The sequence below is a fragment of the Leclercia sp. 1548 genome (genome assembly GCF_050435045.1).
Lineage (GTDB): Bacteria > Pseudomonadota > Gammaproteobacteria > Enterobacterales > Enterobacteriaceae > Enterobacter > Enterobacter adecarboxylatus.
Genome location: NZ_JBNDJP010000002.1, coordinates 656,136 through 672,890, shown reverse-complemented (window position 1 = coordinate 672,890; position 16,755 = coordinate 656,136). Strand labels below are relative to the sequence as shown.

The 16,755-nt window shown below is 54.4% G+C and carries 17 protein-coding genes and 1 pseudogene; 7 read left to right on the top strand and 11 right to left on the bottom strand.

What is annotated here, in order from left to right:
- Window positions 1-174 precede the first annotated feature (174 nt).
- The 5 genes and pseudogenes from cspE to mgrB form a co-directional block, all read right to left on the bottom strand.
- Entirely contained in the window at window positions 175-384 is a 210-nt protein-coding gene (cspE, locus tag ABIE02_RS08460; protein WP_001062678.1) for a transcription antiterminator/RNA stability regulator CspE, read from the bottom strand.
- Between the two features lie 18 nt (window positions 385-402).
- Window positions 403-541, bottom strand: a pseudogene (locus tag ABIE02_RS08455) (DUF2627 domain-containing protein); the annotation flags it as partial.
- A gap of 526 nt (window positions 542-1,067) precedes the next feature.
- A complete protein-coding gene (locus tag ABIE02_RS08450; RefSeq protein WP_077227058.1) occupies window positions 1,068-2,057 on the bottom strand; it encodes an MBL fold metallo-hydrolase in 990 nt (329 codons plus the stop codon).
- Window positions 2,058-2,076: 19 nt separating this feature from the next.
- Window positions 2,077-2,367 carry a YebO family protein gene (locus tag ABIE02_RS08445; RefSeq protein WP_032611519.1) on the bottom strand — a complete coding sequence of 97 codons (291 nt, stop codon included), beginning with the start codon at window positions 2,365-2,367 and terminating at the stop codon, window positions 2,077-2,079.
- 73 nt (window positions 2,368-2,440) lie between these two features.
- Entirely contained in the window at window positions 2,441-2,584 is a 144-nt protein-coding gene (mgrB, locus tag ABIE02_RS08440; RefSeq protein ID WP_032611520.1) for a PhoP/PhoQ regulator MgrB, read from the bottom strand.
- Between the two features lie 157 nt (window positions 2,585-2,741).
- Between mgrB and ABIE02_RS08435 the strand changes: the two genes are divergently transcribed.
- Window positions 2,742-2,981, top strand: coding sequence for a YobH family protein (locus ABIE02_RS08435; protein ID WP_032611522.1), 240 nt, complete (start codon window positions 2,742-2,744; stop codon window positions 2,979-2,981).
- 52 nt (window positions 2,982-3,033) lie between these two features.
- Here the strand turns inward: ABIE02_RS08435 and kdgR are convergent, their stop codons facing one another.
- Entirely contained in the window at window positions 3,034-3,825 is a 792-nt protein-coding gene (gene kdgR, locus ABIE02_RS08430) for a DNA-binding transcriptional regulator KdgR (RefSeq protein WP_032611524.1), read from the bottom strand.
- A 178-nt stretch (window positions 3,826-4,003) separates the two neighbouring features.
- Between kdgR and ABIE02_RS08425 the strand changes: the two genes are divergently transcribed.
- Window positions 4,004-5,377 carry an MFS transporter gene (locus ABIE02_RS08425; RefSeq protein WP_336994512.1) on the top strand — a complete coding sequence of 458 codons (1,374 nt, stop codon included), beginning with the start codon at window positions 4,004-4,006 and terminating at the stop codon, window positions 5,375-5,377.
- A gap of 47 nt (window positions 5,378-5,424) precedes the next feature.
- Here the strand turns inward: ABIE02_RS08425 and htpX are convergent, their stop codons facing one another.
- From htpX to ABIE02_RS08405, 4 genes are all read right to left on the bottom strand, one after another.
- On the bottom strand, window positions 5,425-6,306 hold the full coding sequence (gene htpX, locus ABIE02_RS08420; protein ID WP_032611530.1) for a protease HtpX: 882 nt from the start codon (window positions 6,304-6,306) through the stop codon (window positions 5,425-5,427).
- 193 nt (window positions 6,307-6,499) lie between these two features.
- A complete protein-coding gene (gene prc / locus ABIE02_RS08415) occupies window positions 6,500-8,548 on the bottom strand; it encodes a carboxy terminal-processing peptidase (protein WP_059307647.1) in 2,049 nt (682 codons plus the stop codon).
- Window positions 8,549-8,567: 19 nt separating this feature from the next.
- Window positions 8,568-9,254, bottom strand: a complete 687-nt coding sequence (gene proQ, locus ABIE02_RS08410) for an RNA chaperone ProQ (protein WP_032611533.1) — start codon at window positions 9,252-9,254, stop codon at window positions 8,568-8,570.
- Window positions 9,255-9,351: 97 nt separating this feature from the next.
- Window positions 9,352-9,849, bottom strand: a complete 498-nt coding sequence (locus tag ABIE02_RS08405; RefSeq protein ID WP_059307646.1) for a GAF domain-containing protein — start codon at window positions 9,847-9,849, stop codon at window positions 9,352-9,354.
- Window positions 9,850-9,980: 131 nt separating this feature from the next.
- Between ABIE02_RS08405 and yebS the strand changes: the two genes are divergently transcribed.
- From yebS to ABIE02_RS08380, 5 genes are all read left to right on the top strand, one after another.
- Window positions 9,981-11,264: a membrane integrity lipid transport subunit YebS gene (yebS, locus tag ABIE02_RS08400; protein ID WP_059307645.1), complete on the top strand. Its 1,284-nt coding sequence runs from the start codon at window positions 9,981-9,983 to the stop codon at window positions 11,262-11,264.
- Window positions 11,233-13,866, top strand: coding sequence for a PqiB family protein (locus ABIE02_RS08395; RefSeq protein WP_032611541.1), 2,634 nt, complete (start codon window positions 11,233-11,235; stop codon window positions 13,864-13,866). Before yebS ends, ABIE02_RS08395 begins: the two co-directional genes overlap by 32 nt.
- 77 nt (window positions 13,867-13,943) lie before the next feature.
- Window positions 13,944-15,386, top strand: coding sequence for a 16S rRNA (cytosine(1407)-C(5))-methyltransferase RsmF (rsmF, locus tag ABIE02_RS08390; RefSeq protein WP_222128264.1), 1,443 nt, complete (start codon window positions 13,944-13,946; stop codon window positions 15,384-15,386).
- Window positions 15,387-15,489: 103 nt separating this feature from the next.
- Window positions 15,490-15,729 (top strand): YebV family protein, encoded by a 240-nt coding sequence (locus tag ABIE02_RS08385; protein WP_032611546.1) that lies wholly within the window; start codon window positions 15,490-15,492, stop codon window positions 15,727-15,729.
- 103 nt (window positions 15,730-15,832) lie between these two features.
- On the top strand, window positions 15,833-16,024 hold the full coding sequence (locus ABIE02_RS08380) for a YebW family protein (RefSeq protein ID WP_032611549.1): 192 nt from the start codon (window positions 15,833-15,835) through the stop codon (window positions 16,022-16,024).
- Here the strand turns inward: ABIE02_RS08380 and pphA are convergent, their stop codons facing one another.
- Window positions 16,025-16,669: a protein-serine/threonine phosphatase gene (gene pphA, locus ABIE02_RS08375; RefSeq protein ID WP_077227054.1), complete on the bottom strand. Its 645-nt coding sequence runs from the start codon at window positions 16,667-16,669 to the stop codon at window positions 16,025-16,027.
- Between the last annotated feature and the right edge of the window lie 86 nt (window positions 16,670-16,755).

Here is a 16,755-nt window from a genome sequence, read left to right as displayed (position 1 = left end):
ATTTGCGTCCTGATGGGGAAAACAATGCTAATACTCTCGCAGCTTTGCAACAAACTGCAAACAGAGACGCAGGTGGTAACACTTTGAAAAAATTGCATTAAAAAGCCCCGCACAAGCGAGGCTTTATCTCTGCAACTGAAACGTCGAAACGCTTCAGACAAGGCAGGGGTTCGATCAGATAGCGGTTACGTTAACAGCAGCCGGACCTTTCTGGCCGTCCTGAATTTCGAACTCAACGTTCTGGCCTTCAGCCAGAGTTTTGAAGCCGTTACCCTGGATTGCAGAGAAGTGTACGAACACATCTTTGCTGCCGTCAGCAGGAGTAATGAAACCAAAACCTTTAGACTCGTTGAACCACTTAACTTGACCTTTAATCTTTGCCATTTGCAAAATTCCTTTGAATGTTTTCTTAGCCCGTGGGCATTCACTGAGATAAAACTGAGACATTACTGCATGAGGCACTAATATAAGGTTCGGCAGAGAAGCGGTATTCAACGACAACGTGTTTACTCAGGACTTCTTTACTGAAAATGCCACACATAAACAGAACTGTACCTCGTTTGACCCAAACCGTGTTATCACATACAACTTAAATAATGGCAAGCCATTTTTAAACGTGTCTCGATCAGCCGCACAAATTGGGGGACTGATTTGCCACAATCTGCACAGTAATGCACTTACGTGTATACAGAGCCTGTTTGTTGCGCGATCAGTAACCGTCAGGGGAGACGCTGTTATCAAAGACTTTTTTACCTTAGACCAATAACTTCAGATCGTCCAGCAAGCGAAGCTGATTTCGTGACAGGGTTATTTCCGTTAGAACAATTGGTAAGAAGTTATGCTGTTTTAATCGCAACGGCAGAGATTTGTTTCCTTGCTTAAAACAGCCCTGGGCGCTTCGCTTGTTTAACTTATATACATCGCAACGTTGTTCGTCGCTATGCACCAAAATAATGATATTTTTATGAACCTGCCTCAAAAAAAGGCAATCAAAACGTTTCGATTAAATTAAAATATGATCCGCGTCGGTTTAATACGGAATAAGTACTATCTGAACTCGTAATAGTTTATATGGATAAATATTGACCAATGCGCAAGGGCTGAAAGTTATCGTCCGGCAGCGACAACGCCCTCAGGGTCTGAGACAGCTCTCTGACCGGTTCATCCAGTGACTCATCCGTCAGCTCAAACACGCCCCAGTGGATGGGGATCGCCCGCGGCATGCCCAGCTGTTGCCAGAGCGCCACCGCTGCCTGCGGATCCATATGATGAATCGACATGAACCAGCGTGGTGCATAGGCACCAATGGGTATCGCGATGGTATCCAGTTTTCCCAGCCGCTGGGGGATAGTCAGCAGATCTGGGGTGTAGCCCGTATCGCCGCTGAACCAGAAGCGCTGGTTTTGCCCTTCAAAGACCCACCCACACCAGAGCGAGCGGTTGCGATCCCACAGGGTTCGCATGCTCCAGTGCTGCGCCGGAACGGCGGTGAACACCACTCCTTCGAAGACATAGCTTTGCCACCAGTCCAGCTCGACAACCTGTTTTGCCCCACGACGACGACACCATTCTCCCAGGCCTAAGGGCACAAAAAAGGTGAGCTGCGGAAAACGTCGCACCAGCTGGCGTACCGTAGCGGCGTCAAGATGATCATAATGGTTATGGGAAATCACCAGCGCATCCAGCGGTGGGAGCGCCGCAACGCTCATCACCGACGGCGTTTTTCTGGCAGGTCCGGCAAAGGGGACCGGGGAAGCGCGGCGGGAAAAGACCGGATCGGTGAGAATGTATTTCCCGTTCAGGCGTAGCAGCAAGCTGGCATGTCCCAGCCACCAGACGCCGTCCTCTTCATGGTTATTCAGGGTGACAGGTTGCCACCACTGGCGGATAAAATGCTCATAGCCCTGTTCGGGCGGCTTTGGCAGGCGGGCGGCTTTTCGCTCTTTCTGCCAGCGTTCGACATCGCCAGGCTGGTGCTCAGCGCCATCGACATTGCGAAAACCCTGCGGGGTATGATGCGCGAGGGAGGCGTTATACCAGGGATTGCTCCAGGCCATACTCACCTCCCCTGACTGGTTAGCGTTCAGCTACCAGACGAATAAAGTCATCGTCCTGGCTATTAGCCGTCTCTTCTGCCGCTTTTGGTGCTACTTTCTCTTCCGGTTCATTGGCTTCGCACAGGCGGCGCAGCAGCGCGTTCTGTCGTTTCTGCAAATCGACCAGCGTTTCAAGCAGTTCAATTTGCTCATTGGTACGGGAGCTTGCACGGTTGATAAAAAACCACAAAACCAGCCCCACCACCAGCAATAGCACCGAGATCGCCAGAGATGCCACGCTCAGCATCCCGGAATTCACTAACTCACCCATTTCACCCCCCAATAAAAACGCTCATATTACCACTCGCGTTCAGGAAGGAAATCATTTGCGAGAAAAATGCCCGTTACCACGGGATAAACTTATTCACAGAACAAATACCGCTAAAAAACTGTACGTCCTGGTCACACATCACATTGATGGTCTGCGTCCAGAGCAACACACAGGCCAGCAATACCAGCACCAGAATCACCCAGCGTATTTTTTTCACTCCACTCTCCGTCCATAACTGCCTGATGCCAGGTTATCATGCGCAACTTAAACCATGCCTAACTGTACCGTGAAGACGAGCCTTTCGGAATCATAGGCTTGTTAACGCAAATGTATCGGTTACGCTATGGGGCAGTCATTAAAAAAATGAGGCAATAATGCGCTTTTTTATTCGTACACTGATCGTTATAGCCCTGATCTGGACGGGTTTACTGCTGGCGGGTTATGGCGTGCTGATGGGCAGTAAAGAAAATGCGGGCGGACTGGGTATCCAGTGCAAGTACCTTACCGCGCGCGGATTCAGTACAGCACAATACATTCATTCTGACAGCGGCATTATCGGCCTCACTCGCTGCCCGTTGCTGCGAAAGAGCGAGATAGTGGTCGATAACGGCTAATTCCGCACATAAAAAACGCTGCCCAAGAGCAGCGTTTTTTATACCGGAAAACTCAGAACGGATAGTCGTTGTAACCCATCTGCTCAGAAATTTTCCGCGCCGCCGTGTGAAGCATTTCCACATATTCGTGCAGATGCTCTTCAGAGAAACGCAGCGTCGGGAAGGAGATGCTCAGGCCAGCAATCACCACACCGAAGCGGTCAAATACCGGCACGCCGATGCAGCGTAAGCCCTCTTCCTGCTCCTGATTATCTTCGCCGTAACCCTGCTCACGCACCTTATCCAGCACCTCTAACAGCTCATCGGTAGTGGTGATGGTGCGTTCAGTGCTGCGTTTATACTCGACGTTCTCGAGGATCTGCTTCACTTCTTCACGGTCGCGCCAGGCCAGCAGAACTTTACCGATAGCGGTACTGTAGAGCGGATTGCGGCGACCAATACGCGAATACATGCGCAGGTTATACATGGAGTCGATCTTATGGATGTAGACAATGCTGTCTTCGTCCAGCGCACCGAGATGCACCGTCTCTTTCGTCAGACGAGAGAGTTCACGCATCTGAATATCAGCGCTACGGATCAGATCGACGTTCTGCAGCGCGCGTGCGCCCAGTTCGAATAGCTTCAGGGTCAGGGAGTATTTTTCAGACTCACCTTCCTGTGCAACATAACCCAGTGATTTCATGGTCTGCAAAAAGCGGTAAACGGTGCTTTTTGACATCATCACACGCTGGGACAGCTCAGTAATACCAATTTCGCGCTCTTCGCCAAGCGCCTGCAAGATGCCGAACACCTTTAACACAGAAGAAACAGAATCTGGCTGTTTATCCAAATCCGCGATTGCCATTAATCACCTCAACGCAAGTGTTTTATAAAATTTAGAACCGGTTTTTATTATAAATTCGCAGTGGCATTGCTGCAATCAATCCTGGCTTACCTGGTTACAAATCTGCGACATATAACCGAAATAACAGTGATAATATCGTTACCCTGTTAATAATAACCTGTATTGCTCATTCATTCTCATGACACTTACCCCCAAAGATGGCCTGCCGTTACCGCAGCGCTATGGTGCAATTGCGACCATTATCATCGGTATTTCTATGGCCGTGCTGGATGGCGCGATCGCGAACGTCGCTCTGCCGACCATCGCCAGCGATCTGAATGCCTCGCCTGCCAGTTCGATCTGGATCGTCAACGCCTACCAGATAGCTATTGTCATCTCCCTACTGTCGTTCTCGTTTCTGGGCGACATGTTTGGCTACCGCAGAGTGTATCAGTGCGGACTGGTGGTCTTTACCCTGACCTCGCTGTTCTGCGCCCTTTCCGACACCTTGCACACCCTGACGCTGGCGCGCATCATCCAGGGGTTTGGCGGCGCGGCGCTGATGAGCGTTAATACCGCGCTGATCCGGCTTATCTATCCGCAGCGGCATCTGGGCCGGGGAATGGGCATCAACTCCTTTATAGTCGCGGTATCATCGGCGGCTGGCCCGACAATCGCCGCAGCGATCCTGTCGGTGGCTTCCTGGCAGTGGCTGTTCTTAATCAACGTTCCGTTGGGTATCGTGGCGCTTGTGTTCGCCCTGCGTTACTTACCCGCCAACGGCCCGAAAAGCAGCATGCCTAAATTCGATCTGCCAAGCGCGGTAATGAACGCCCTTACCTTTGGCCTGCTGATCACCGCTCTGAGCGGTTTCGCCCAGGGGCAGTCGCTGACGTTGATCGCGGGCGAGGTCGTGGCGCTGCTGGTGGTGGGCTTCTTCTTCGTGCGTCGTCAACTGGCGCTGCCAGTACCGTTGCTGCCGGTGGATCTGCTGCGCATTCCGCTCTTCTTCCTCTCCATCGGCACCTCGATATGCTCTTTCTGCGCGCAGATGCTGGCCCTGGTCTCGCTGCCCTTTTTCCTGCAGAGCGTTATTGGCCGCTCTGAAGTGGAAACCGGTCTCCTGTTAACGCCCTGGCCGCTGGCGACCATGGTAATGGCGCCGCTGGCTGGTTATCTGATTGAACGGGTTCACGCGGGATTGCTGGGTGCGCTGGGGATGGTAGTGATGGCGGCGGGTCTGTTCGCCCTCGCCCTGCTCCCGGCGGCTCCGCACGATCTGGATATCATCTGGCGAATGATCTTGTGCGGGGCGGGCTTTGGTCTGTTCCAGTCTCCGAACAACCATACGATTATTACTGCCGCCCCGCCTCATCGCAGCGGCGGAGCCAGCGGGATGCTGGGTACGGCGCGCCTGCTGGGACAAAGCACCGGCGCGGCGCTGGTGGCCTTACTGTTCAACCTGGCCGGGCAAAACGGCACGCACCTGGCGCTGCTGACCGCCGGCACGCTGGCCGCCGCTGCTGCCATCATCAGCGGGCTGCGGGTGACGCAACCACGGCCGCAGGCATAAAAAAAGCGCGTCCGTGGACGCGCTTTTTCATTTACAAGCCGAAGCCGTTATTTCAGGTACTCGCCACTACGCAGCGCTTCGATACGCTTGTCCAGCGGTGGGTGAGACATGAACAGCTCACTCAGCGATTTCGATTTACCGTTGATGCAGAACGCCATCATGCTGGAGGCTTCCTGCGGTTCGTAGCTGGTTTTCAGACGCTGCAGGGCAGCAATCATCTTCTCGCGGCCCACCAGTTTGGCAGAGCCAGCATCCGCATGGAACTCACGATGACGGGAGAACCACATGGTGATAATGCTCGCCAGGATACCAAACACCAGTTCCAGTACCATTGAGACCGCAAAGTAGATCAGCGGGTTACCGTTACTGGATTCGCCTTCCTCACGATCCCCGCCCATAAAGCCTGCGGCAATCTGTGCGATAATACGTGAGATAAAGATGACGAAGGTGTTCACCACACCCTGAACCAGGGTCATGGTCACCATATCGCCGTTGGCAATGTGGCTGATCTCATGGGCAATTACCGCCTCGGCTTCGTCACGGCTCATGTTCTGCAACAGGCCGGTACTCACCGCAACCAGCGACGAGTCACGACGCGCACCGGTAGCAAACGCGTTGATATCCGGCGCGTGATAGATCGCGACCTGCGGCATGGCAATCCCCGCCTGACGGGCCTGGTTGGCGACGGTGTTCATCAGCCAGCGTTCCATATCGTTACGCGGTTGCTCAATAACCTCGCCGCCCACGGACTTGAGCGCCATCCATTTGGACATCAGCAGCGAGACAAAGGAGCCACCAAAACCAAACAGCAGCGCCATAATTAACAAGCCCTGAACGCTGCTCGACTGAATTCCTGTCAGGCTAAGTACCAGCCCGAAGACCACCATGACCGCAAGGTTGGTGAGCAGGAAGAGCGCGATTCGCATCATAATATTCTTTTAACCTCAGTTTAACAAAACGCACTATGCGATTACCCACATCGTATGGGTATTCCGCATATTTTCAAGGATTGCAGCGATGTAAGTCACCAGAAAGACACAACTTTACATAATGAAATGACTGGCTGACGGCAGGAGGAGGTTAACAAAAAAACAGGCACAATTTCTTGTGCCTGTTGAGGGATTATTTTGCCGGAGCGGGGTTTCCGGCAGGTTGGTCTTTTTCCAGTTTCGCCAGGTCAATGGCGATCTTCACCGTCTCATCAAGATACGGATCTGGCTCCTGATAATCCTTCGGCAGATCATCCAGTTTTTTGAGGAGTGGCTTACCTTCACGTTTAAAGCGGTCGTTGATACGCGCCAGACGTGTTGCATCATCCTCTTCGTTCTCTTTCAGACGCTGAGCGTAGTTCAGAGAGACAATATTGCGTTTCGCTTTCAGGGCATTGAAACGGGCAATATCCTTCACGATGTACTGGAATTCAGGATCTTTGGCGATGCGCTCGTCGTGCTGCTTCAACAGCGCCGGACCAAACTGAGTGATATCGCCCGACTTCACGTAGGTGGCAGCATTAACGCTATCCCACGGCAACGCGTTATCTTCGAACTTCTCACCGGTTTCTGTCTCTTCGGTGCCGGTCGGCATGATGATGTCCGGGGTTACGCCTTTACGCTGGGTACTGCCGCCATTCACACGATAGAACTTCTGAATGGTGTACTGTACCGAGCCAAGCGCTGGCCATTCCGGGCGCAGCATCTGATCGTAAATGCGGTTCAGGGAACGGTACTGCTGCACCGTGCCCTTCCCGAAGGTCGGTTCGCCAACAATCAATGCGCGGTTGTAATCCTGCATCGCGGCGGCAAAGATTTCCGATGCCGACGCACTGAAGCGATCGACCAGGACCACCAGCGGGCCTTTATAGTAAACAACGCCATCGGTGTCGGCGTCTTCACGCACTTTACCGTTGTTATCACGTACCTGTACCACCGGACCGGACGGAATAAACAGGCCCGACAGCGAAACCGCTTCGGTCAGGGCGCCGCCGCCGTTGGTGCGCAGATCGATGATCACGCTCTTCACGTTTTGTTTTTCAAGCTTCTGCAGTTGAACCTTGACGTCGTCCGTCAGGCCTACGTAGAAGCCAGGAATATCCAGCACGCCGACCTTGTCTTTACCTACGGTTTTCACCGACATTTTCACCGCGCGATCTTCCAGACGGATACGTTCGCGAGTAAGGGTAACGATACGGGTCTTGGTGCCTTTACCGGCAGGCAGAATTTCCAGACGGACCTTGCTGCCTTTCGGCCCTTTGATCAGGGCTACCACATCATCCAGGCGCCAGCCAATCACATCCACCATGTTCTGGCCAACCTGGCCGACACCCACAATGCGATCGCCTACGCTAATCGCCTTGCTTTTGGCCGCCGGGCCGCCCGCAACCATGGAGTTGATCACCGTGTAATCGTCATCCATCTGCAGCACCGCGCCAATCCCTTCAAGGGAGAGACTCATTTCGGTGTTGAACTGCTCGGTGTTGCGCGGAGAGAGATAGTTGGTGTGCGGATCGATTTCGTGCGCGAAGGCCGTCATCGCCAGCGAGAACACATCTTCACTGTTGGTCTGCGCCAGACGACGAATGGCAAATTTATAGCGGCGGGTCAGCGTTTCGCGGATCTCTTTCTCATCTTTACCGGTGAGTTTGAGGCTCAGCTCATCGTACTTCACTTTACTGTCCCACAGCGCGTTCAGCTCGGCTTCATCTTTCGGCCACGGCGACTTACTGCGGTCGAGATTAAAGGTGTCGTTACCCGTGAAGTCCATCGGACGTTCAAGCACCTTAAGCGCATATTGATAGCGCTCGAAACGGCGTTTCTGCGACAGGTTATACAGGTCGTAGAACAGGTCGAGCTTGCCGCTGCGTAACTCGTCGCCTACCTCAGACTGCTTTTTGGCAAATTGTTCGACATCGCTTGCCAGCAGGACGTTATGACTGTAGTCCAGCAGGTTCAGATAGCGGTCGAAAATTTTTTTCGAAAAAGCCTGGTCGAGGTCGAACTGACGATAGTGCGAACGGGTGAAGCGCGATGTCACGCGCTCACTGACCGTTGCGTGCTGAGTCTCTTCCTTCAGAACCGGAATTTGATCGACACGCGTAATCTCGTCCACAGCGAAGGCGTGGCCTGTTATCGCAAACAGGCCAGCCAGCGCGGTGAGCTTAAAAAATGTGTTCATGCCGGGCTTGGCCTCCGTTTTAGAACAACAAGTGTTCTGCGCGTACAATCATTGACAGACCAGAAGTCAGCTGTACACGAACGCCATCTTTGGTGATTTCCAGTACGGTGGCATCCATAGCATTGTTGCCCGCTTTTACTTTCAGAGACTGACCCACGTTCAGGACGTTGATGTCAGAAACCGGAGTATGGCGCGGCTCTTCACGAGGCGCACGCGGGGCTTTTGCCGCCGGTTGCTCAGCACGTGGCTTACGCTCGGTGTTTTCTTTGCGACGCGGTGCAGGACGTGGCTTGCGTTCACGACGAGGCGTTTCTTCCTGGCCATTGGCCGCAGCCGCTTCGCGTTTCTTCGCCTGCTGTTCAGCACGCTGAGCCTGAACACGCGCTTTGGCTTCTTCGAGCTGCTTACGAGCGTGCTCTACATGCTGCTCATCCAGCACACCGCAAGGGTTGCCGTCGAGATCAACACGCGTCGCGCCCGCTTTGATACCGTACAGGTAACGCCAGCTCGAAGTATAAAGACGTAAGGCGGAGCGGAGTTGGGTTTTGCTGAGGTTCATCTCACCTTCAACACGCTCTACCAGATCCTGAAAAATACCAATTTTCAGGGGACGAGCTTCGCCTTCGGCACTAAAACATTGAGGAAAACGTTCGGCCAAAAACGCGATAACTTCTTTACTGCTATTCAACTTAGGTTGATTTTCCATGAAATTTCCTGATTACAACGGACGTTGCCGACAAGCCGCAGGCATGAACAGGCGTCATTATAATGACGCCATCGGTAAATGCTACGTTATCCGTTGATTATCCTGCGACGCTCGCAAAGAATTTATGATAATCGGTCGCGGCGAGAACGTTTTCAAGGTTCGCCACCAGCTCGCGCAGCCCCTGCTCATCCTCGCGGGTAAAGCGATTAAAGACCGTGCTGTCGATATCCAGTACACCAATAATCTGATTATTCACTTTCAGAGGAAGGACGATTTCAGCATTGCTGGCGCTGTCGCAGGCAATATGCCCATCGAATGCGTGGACGTCATCAACACGCTGCACCTGGTCTTGCGCTACTGCGGTACCACACACGCCGCGCCCAACCGGAATACGTACGCAGGCCAGTTTGCCCTGGAAGGGCCCCAGTACCAGCGTCTCGCCTTCAAGCAGATAGAAACCGGCCCAGTTCACCTCAGACAGACGTTCGAAAAGCAACGCGCTGGTATTCGCCAGGGTGGCTAAAAAACTGGTTTCACCTGCCATCAATGCCTGAAAATCACGGTTCAAATCCGCGTAGAATTCTGTTTTGCTCATTATTCAATCACTTGGTTGTCTTACAAAATTACAGCATAGCCTATTAAAATAAGCTTTATTTACGCCCATGCTCAAGATGAATCCATTCATGAGTTAAGATAACTATTAACTATCCTTTTTTAGCGCGACCGATGGCTCTTAAAACACCAAAAATATCAACGGCGAAAAAGATTACTGTGCATGCGGTCGGCGATGCGCTTCCTCGTGCACATTATCAGCGTTGTCCACAATGCGATACGCTTTTTACGTTGCCAAAGATGAAATCACACCAAAGTGCTTTCTGCCCGCGATGTAACGCAAAAATTCGCGATGGCCGTGACTGGTCCCTGACGCGACTGGCCGCGATGGCCGTCACCATGATGCTGCTGATGCCTTTTGCCTGGAGCGAACCGCTGCTCAGTTTGCACCTGTTAGGCGTGCGTATCGACGCTAACCTGCTACAGGGGATCTGGCAGATGACCCGTCAGGGGGACCCCCTCACCGCCTCGATGGTGTTGTTCTGTACCGTCGGCGCGCCGGTGGTGCTGGTGGCCGCCATCGCCTATCTATGGTTTGGCAATATTCTGGGAATGAACCTGCGCCCGGTGCTCCTGATGCTCGAGAGACTTAAAGAGTGGGTGATGCTGGATATCTATCTCGTGGGGATCGTCGTGGCCTCTATTAAGGTACAAGATTACGCCTGGCTACAGCCCGGTAGCGGCCTGTTCGCTTTTATCGCGCTGGTGATCCTGAGCATTCTTACGATGATCCATCTGAACGTGGAGCAGCTCTGGGAGCGGTTTTATCCCCAGCGCCCCGCCACCCGCTACAACACTGATTTGCGAGTCTGTCTGGGCTGTCACTATACCGGGTTACCCGACGCGCGCGGCCGTTGCCCTCGCTGCCATATTCCGCTGCGCCTGCGACGCCACAATAGCCTGCAAAAATGCTGGGCGGCGCTGATCGCCTCGCTGGTGCTACTGTTACCCGCTAACCTGCTGCCTATCTCGGTGATTTACGTCAACGGGGCGCGGCAGGAAGATACCATTATGTCGGGCATTATTTCGCTGGCGCAGAGCAATATTGCCGTCGCGGCCATCGTGTTCATCGCCAGTATTCTGGTGCCCTTTACCAAAGTCATTGTGATGTTTACCCTGCTCATCAGTATTCATTTTAAGTGTGAACAGGGGCTGAAAACCCGCATACTGCTGTTGCGTTTTGTGACCTGGATTGGCCGCTGGTCAATGCTGGATTTATTTGTCATTGCGTTGATGATGTCGCTGATCAATCGCGATCAGCTCCTTGCTTTTACTATGGGACCCGCAGCGTTCTATTTTGGCACTGCGGTGATATTGACTATTCTTGCAGTCGAATGGCTGGATAGCCGCTTACTTTGGGATGCACATGAGTCAGGAAACGCCAGCTTCGCCGACTGAAGCGCGAGTTAAAACAAAACGTCGTATTTCGCCTTTCTGGTTACTGCCGGTTATCGCGCTGATGATCGCCGGCTGGTTGATCTGGACCAGTTACGAAGATCGCGGCAGTACCATTACCATTGATTTCCAGAGCGCCGATGGCATCGTTGCGGGTCGTACACCCGTGCGCTTCCAGGGCGTTGAGGTGGGCACTGTCCAGGATATCTCGCTCGACAAGAACCTGAATAAAATTAAGGTTCGTGCCAGCATCAAGTCCGATATGAAGGACGCCCTACGGGAAGAGACGCAGTTCTGGCTGGTGACGCCGAAAGCCTCGCTGGCGGGGGTCTCCGGGCTGGATGCGCTGGTTGGCGGTAACTACATCGGCATGATGCCGGGCAAAGGTGAGCCAAAAGATCACTTTACCGCCCTGGATACACAGCCGAAATACCGGCTCAATAACGGCGATCTGATGATTCATCTGCATGCGCCGGATCTCGGTTCACTGAACAGCGGATCGGTGGTCTATTTCCGCAAGATCCCCGTTGGTCGCGTCTATGACTACGCCATCACCCCGAATAAGCAAGGGGTGACCATCGACGTGCTGATTGAACGGCGCTTCACCTCCCTGGTGAAAAAAGGTAGCCGCTTCTGGAACGTTTCTGGCGTCGATGCCGATCTCAGCCTGAGTGGGGCCAAAGTGAAGCTGGAAAGCCTGGCGGCGCTGGTGAACGGTGCCATCGCCTTCGATTCGCCGGAGGGTTCTGCGCCTGCTACCCAGGAAGATGATTTCGGCTTGTACAAAGATCTGGCCCACAGCCAGCGCGGCGTGATTGTGAAGCTGACCCTCCCCTCTGCGGATGGCCTGAAGGAGGACTCCACGCCGCTGATGTATCAGGGGTTACAGGTTGGGCAGCTCACCAAAATGACGCTAAATCCTGGCGGTCTGGTCACTGGTGAAATGACCGTTGACCCCAGCGTGGTCGATCTGCTGCGGAAAAATACGCGTATTGAAATGCGTAGCCCTAAACTGTCGCTCAGTAACCCCAGCATCAGCAGCCTGCTCACCGGCAGCACTTTTGAGCTGATCCCCGGCGGCGGCGAACCGACCAACCAGTTTACTATCGCCCCGGCCGATAAGGCGCTGTTACAAAAACCCGGTGTCCTGACCGTGAAACTCAGCGCGCCGGAGAGCTACGGTATCGACGCGGGTCAGCCGCTGATTCTGCACGGCGTGCAGATTGGGCAAGTGCTTGAGCGGTCATTATCCAGCAAAGGGGTCACCTTTGAGGTGGCGATTGATCCGCAGTACCGCGAGCTGGTGCATGGCGACAGCAAATTCGTGGTCAACAGCCGGGTGGATGTCAAAGTCGGGCTGGACGGCGTTGAGTTTCTGGCGGCCAGCGCCAGCGAGTGGATCAGCGGCGGGATCCGTATCCTGCCGGGCGAGAAAGGCGCTATGCGCGACAGCTACCCGCTGTTTGCCAACCTCGATAAAGCGCTGGAAAACAGCCTGAGCGATCTGCCGACTACCACCCTCACGCTGGTAGCCGATACCCTGCCGGACGTGCAGGCGGGTTCGGTCGTGCTGTATCGCAAATTCGAAGTGGGTGAAGTGATCCTTGTGCGTCCACGTGCAAATGCCTTTGACATCGAACTGCATATCAAACCGGAATATCGCAAATTGCTCACCAGCAACAGCGTGTTCTGGGCTGAGGGCGGGGCCAAAGTGCAGCTTAACGGCAGCGGACTGACGGTGCAGGCTTCTCCGCTCTCTCGTGCCCTGCGCGGTGCTATCAGCTTTGACAACCTGAGCGGTGCCAGCGCCAGCCAGCGTAAAGGTGATAAGCGGATCCTCTATCCGTCTGAAACCGCCGCCCGTGCGGTCGGTAGCCAGATCACCCTTCACGCCTTTGATGCGGGCAAGCTCGCAGAAGGGATGCCGGTGCGCTATCTGGGGATTGATATTGGTCAGGTCCAGAGCCTGAAGCTGATTACCGCCCGCAATGAAGTGCAGGCTACGGCGGTGCTGTACCCGGAATATGTCGACAACTTCGCCCGCACCGGAACGCGTTTCTCGGTGATCACCCCGCAGATTTCTGCCGCGGGGGTTGAGCATCTGGATACCATCCTCCAGCCTTATATCAACGTCGAGCCAGGACAGGGCAAACCGCGACGCGACTTTGAGCTGCAGGAAGCGACCATCACCGATTCGCGCTATCTCAATGGTCTGAGCATTGTGGTAGAGGTGCCGGATGCAGCATCGCTTGATATCGGTACGCCGGTACTGTTCCGCGGGATGGAAGTGGGTACGGTGACCGGCCTGTCGCTCGGGACGCTCTCCGACCGGGTGATGGTGGCCCTGCGCATCAGCGATCGTTATCAGCATCTGGTGCGTAATAACTCCGTCTTCTGGCTGGCCTCCGGTTACTCGCTCGATTTCGGCCTGACCGGCGGCGTAGTGAAAACCGGGACCTTCAATCAGTTTATCCGTGGGGGGATCGCCTTCGCGACGCCGCCGGGTACGCCGCTGGCGCCGAAATCTCAGCCCGGCAAGCACTTCCTGTTACAGGAGAGCGAGCCGAAAGAGTGGCGCACCTGGGGCACCGCCCTGCCACGTTAAAGCCTGCGCTCCGGTGTCAACGCACCGGAGCCTTTGTGATACACTGCGCGCCTCTTTTTACTCCCTGTGGTGCGCTCGTGTCTCAACGTCCCGTCTATCTGCCAGATGAATTTCTGGCGCAAATGCGCCAGGCTCTGCCTGATCCTCTCGCTCTCGATGCGTTTATCGCGGCTTGTCAGCGCCCGCTGCGCCGCAGCCTGCGCGTCAATACCCTGAAAATCAGCGTCGCGGATTTCCTCACGCTTGTTGCCCCCTACGGCTGGCAACTCACCCCGGTTCCGTGGTGCGAAGAGGGGTTCTGGATCGAACGTGACGACGAAGAAGCTCTGCCGCTGGGCAGCACCGCCGAGCACCTGAGTGGGCTGTTTTACATTCAGGAAGCCAGTTCCATGCTGCCGGTTGCCGCGCTCTTTGCCGACGGCAATACGCCTGACCGCGTGATGGACGTCGCAGCAGCCCCCGGGTCCAAAACCACCCAAATCGCCGCGCGGATGAATAATCAGGGCGCGATCCTCGCCAATGAATTTTCCGCCAGCCGCGTCAAAGTGCTGCATGCCAACATCAGCCGCTGCGGGATCAGCAACGTTGCTTTAACCCATTTTGATGGCCGCGTGTTTGGAGCCGCCCTGCCGGAAGCCTTTGATGCGATCCTGTTGGATGCCCCCTGCTCCGGCGAAGGGGTGGTGCGCAAAGATCCCGACGCGCTGAAGAACTGGTCCGTCGCCAGCAATCTGGAGATTGCGGCCACTCAGCGTGAGCTAATCGACAGCGCTTTCCATGCCCTGCGCCCCGGCGGCACCCTGGTGTACTCCACTTGCACCCTGAACCGCGACGAGAACGAAGCCGTCTGCCTGTGGTTACAAGCGCAATATCCCGACGCCGTGGAGTTCCTGCCGCTGAACGATCTGTTCCCCAGCGCCAGTGAATGCGTGACCCCAGAAGGGTTCCTGCACGTCTTCCCGCATATCTACGACTGCGAAGGTTTCTTCGTGGCGCGGCTGCGCAAAACCGCTGCTATCGAGTCGCTCCCGGCGCCGACATTCAAGGTGGGTAATTTCCCCTTCACGCCGCTTAAAACCCGCGAAGCCGCGCAGATTACCGCTGCGGCAAATCTGGCGGGCCTGCAATGGGGAGATCACCTGCGCCTGTGGCAGCGCGATAAAGAGGTGTGGTTGTTCCCGACGGAAATAGAACCGTTAATCGGTAAAGTGCGCTTCTCTCGTGTCGGCATCCGTCTGGCCGAAACTCATAACAAAGGTTACCGCTGGCAGCATGAAGCGGTGATTGCGCTGGCTGGTCAGGACAACACGTTTGCCTTAACCCAGCAGGAAGCGGAGGAGTGGTATCGCGGCCGTGATGTCTATCCCCAGACGAGTCCTGCCGGGGATGATGCGGTAGTAACGTATCAGGGTTTCCCTATTGGGCTGGCGAAAAAAGTGGGTTCACGCCTGAAAAATAGCTACCCGCGCGAGCTGGTTCGCGATGGTCGCTTGTTTACCGGTAACGTCGACGCGAGTTAAAAAACGCACTTTTTTACTGGCGCTTTTGCTCTTCATTGACCAGGCTGAAAAGTGGGCGACTATACTGGTCGTACCAGAACACAGCGAGTTAATGGAGAGCATTATGACGAAAACCAATGTGCGCATTGGCGCATTCGAAATCGATGATGCCGAGTTAAACGGCGATACGCAGGGCGAACGAACGTTAACCATCCCGTGCAAGTCTGACCCCGATCTGTGTATGCAGCTCGATGCCTGGGATGCAGACACCAGCGTCCCGGCTCTCCTCGATGGCGAACACTCTGTCCTGTACCGTGAGCATTACGATCAAGGTTCCGATGCCTGGATCATGCGCCTTGCATGATTCAGAGAGAACCCGCCCGCAGGCGGGTTATTTGTCCCTCTATTTCCCCCTTCCCTGATCATCCCCTACAATATTAATACGATAGTGATTGCTGAGGGGCATGATGTACGCACTGGTGTTGTTTATTTGTTATCTGGATGCGGGTTGCGAAGACCTGGTAGTGGATGTTTATCGCACCGAAATCCAGTGCGAGGCATCGATGGACGATCAGCGGATCCGCCACGGCGGGTGCTATCCGGTTGAAGAGTTCATCGACGGCTTCTGGCGCCCGGCCCAGGAGTATGCCGACCTTTAATCACTGTAGCTGTGCCAGCGTCAACGTCCCACCAAACACCGCTCCGGTATCAATATAGTGCAGGTTCTGGCAATCAAACCGCTTCCCTAGCGGCGTATGGCCAAACCAGAAGTGATCGGCTCCGGCGATCCCCTTCTCCTGACCGCTCATCAACTCCCGCAGGCGATCCCTGTCCCACAGAATCTGCTGCTTCGGGACCGGTTTATCCCATTCATACTGCGATGACGGATAATCGGCATGGGCAATCACATTCACACCGTTGGCGCAGGTGATCTCAATAATCCACGGCAGCCTTTCACATTGCCTGAACAGCTCGAGAGCCTGCTGTTGTTCCTCGCCCTTTAATTCGGCAAACCAGACGCCGCCATTCATTAACCACAGCCCAAAGCTCTTATTATGCAGGGCATCCAACGCCATCTGCTCATGATTGCCGCGTACGGCATAGAACCATTTTTCATTTAATAACTGCAGGCATTTCACGCTGTCTGGTCCGCGATCGATTAAGTCGCCGACACAAATAAGTAAATCCTCATACGGATTAAGCTGTCGCTGCTTTATTTCATCCATAAGCATTTGATAACACCCGTGAAGATCGCTTACTACCCAGACGTGTCGCCAGTTGTGACCATCAAGTTTTAGATACATAGCGCCTCCTCTGGATCAGTATAGCCCGTGCGGAATGGACCACTCAGGAAGTGCGAAGGCCGTCCTCTTTAATAACCTCAATCGAT

Bases quoted from the DNA above. Each gene is read 5' to 3' on its own strand.
- proQ (WP_032611533.1), bottom strand. From the start codon at position 9,254: ATGGAAAATCAACCTAAGTTGAATAGCAGTAAAGAAGTTATCGCGTTT.
- ABIE02_RS08445 (WP_032611519.1), bottom strand. From the start codon at position 2,367: ATGGGTGAGTTAGTGAATTCCGGGATGCTGAGCGTGGCATCTCTGGCG.
- ABIE02_RS08435 (WP_032611522.1), top strand. From the start codon at position 2,742: ATGCGCTTTTTTATTCGTACACTGATCGTTATAGCCCTGATCTGGACG.
- prc (WP_059307647.1), bottom strand. From the start codon at position 8,548: ATGAACACATTTTTTAAGCTCACCGCGCTGGCTGGCCTGTTTGCGATA.
- ABIE02_RS08395 (WP_032611541.1), top strand. From the start codon at position 11,233: ATGAGTCAGGAAACGCCAGCTTCGCCGACTGAAGCGCGAGTTAAAACA.
- ABIE02_RS08385 (WP_032611546.1), top strand. From the start codon at position 15,490: ATGACGAAAACCAATGTGCGCATTGGCGCATTCGAAATCGATGATGCC.
- cspE (WP_001062678.1), bottom strand. From the start codon at position 384: ATGGCAAAGATTAAAGGTCAAGTTAAGTGGTTCAACGAGTCTAAAGGT.
- htpX (WP_032611530.1), bottom strand. From the start codon at position 6,306: ATGATGCGAATCGCGCTCTTCCTGCTCACCAACCTTGCGGTCATGGTG.
- yebS (WP_059307645.1), top strand. From the start codon at position 9,981: ATGGCTCTTAAAACACCAAAAATATCAACGGCGAAAAAGATTACTGTG.
- kdgR (WP_032611524.1), bottom strand. From the start codon at position 3,825: ATGGCAATCGCGGATTTGGATAAACAGCCAGATTCTGTTTCTTCTGTG.
- ABIE02_RS08380 (WP_032611549.1), top strand. From the start codon at position 15,833: ATGTACGCACTGGTGTTGTTTATTTGTTATCTGGATGCGGGTTGCGAA.
- pphA (WP_077227054.1), bottom strand. From the start codon at position 16,669: ATGTATCTAAAACTTGATGGTCACAACTGGCGACACGTCTGGGTAGTA.
- ABIE02_RS08425 (WP_336994512.1), top strand. From the start codon at position 4,004: ATGACACTTACCCCCAAAGATGGCCTGCCGTTACCGCAGCGCTATGGT.
- ABIE02_RS08405 (WP_059307646.1), bottom strand. From the start codon at position 9,849: ATGAGCAAAACAGAATTCTACGCGGATTTGAACCGTGATTTTCAGGCA.
- ABIE02_RS08450 (WP_077227058.1), bottom strand. From the start codon at position 2,057: ATGGCCTGGAGCAATCCCTGGTATAACGCCTCCCTCGCGCATCATACC.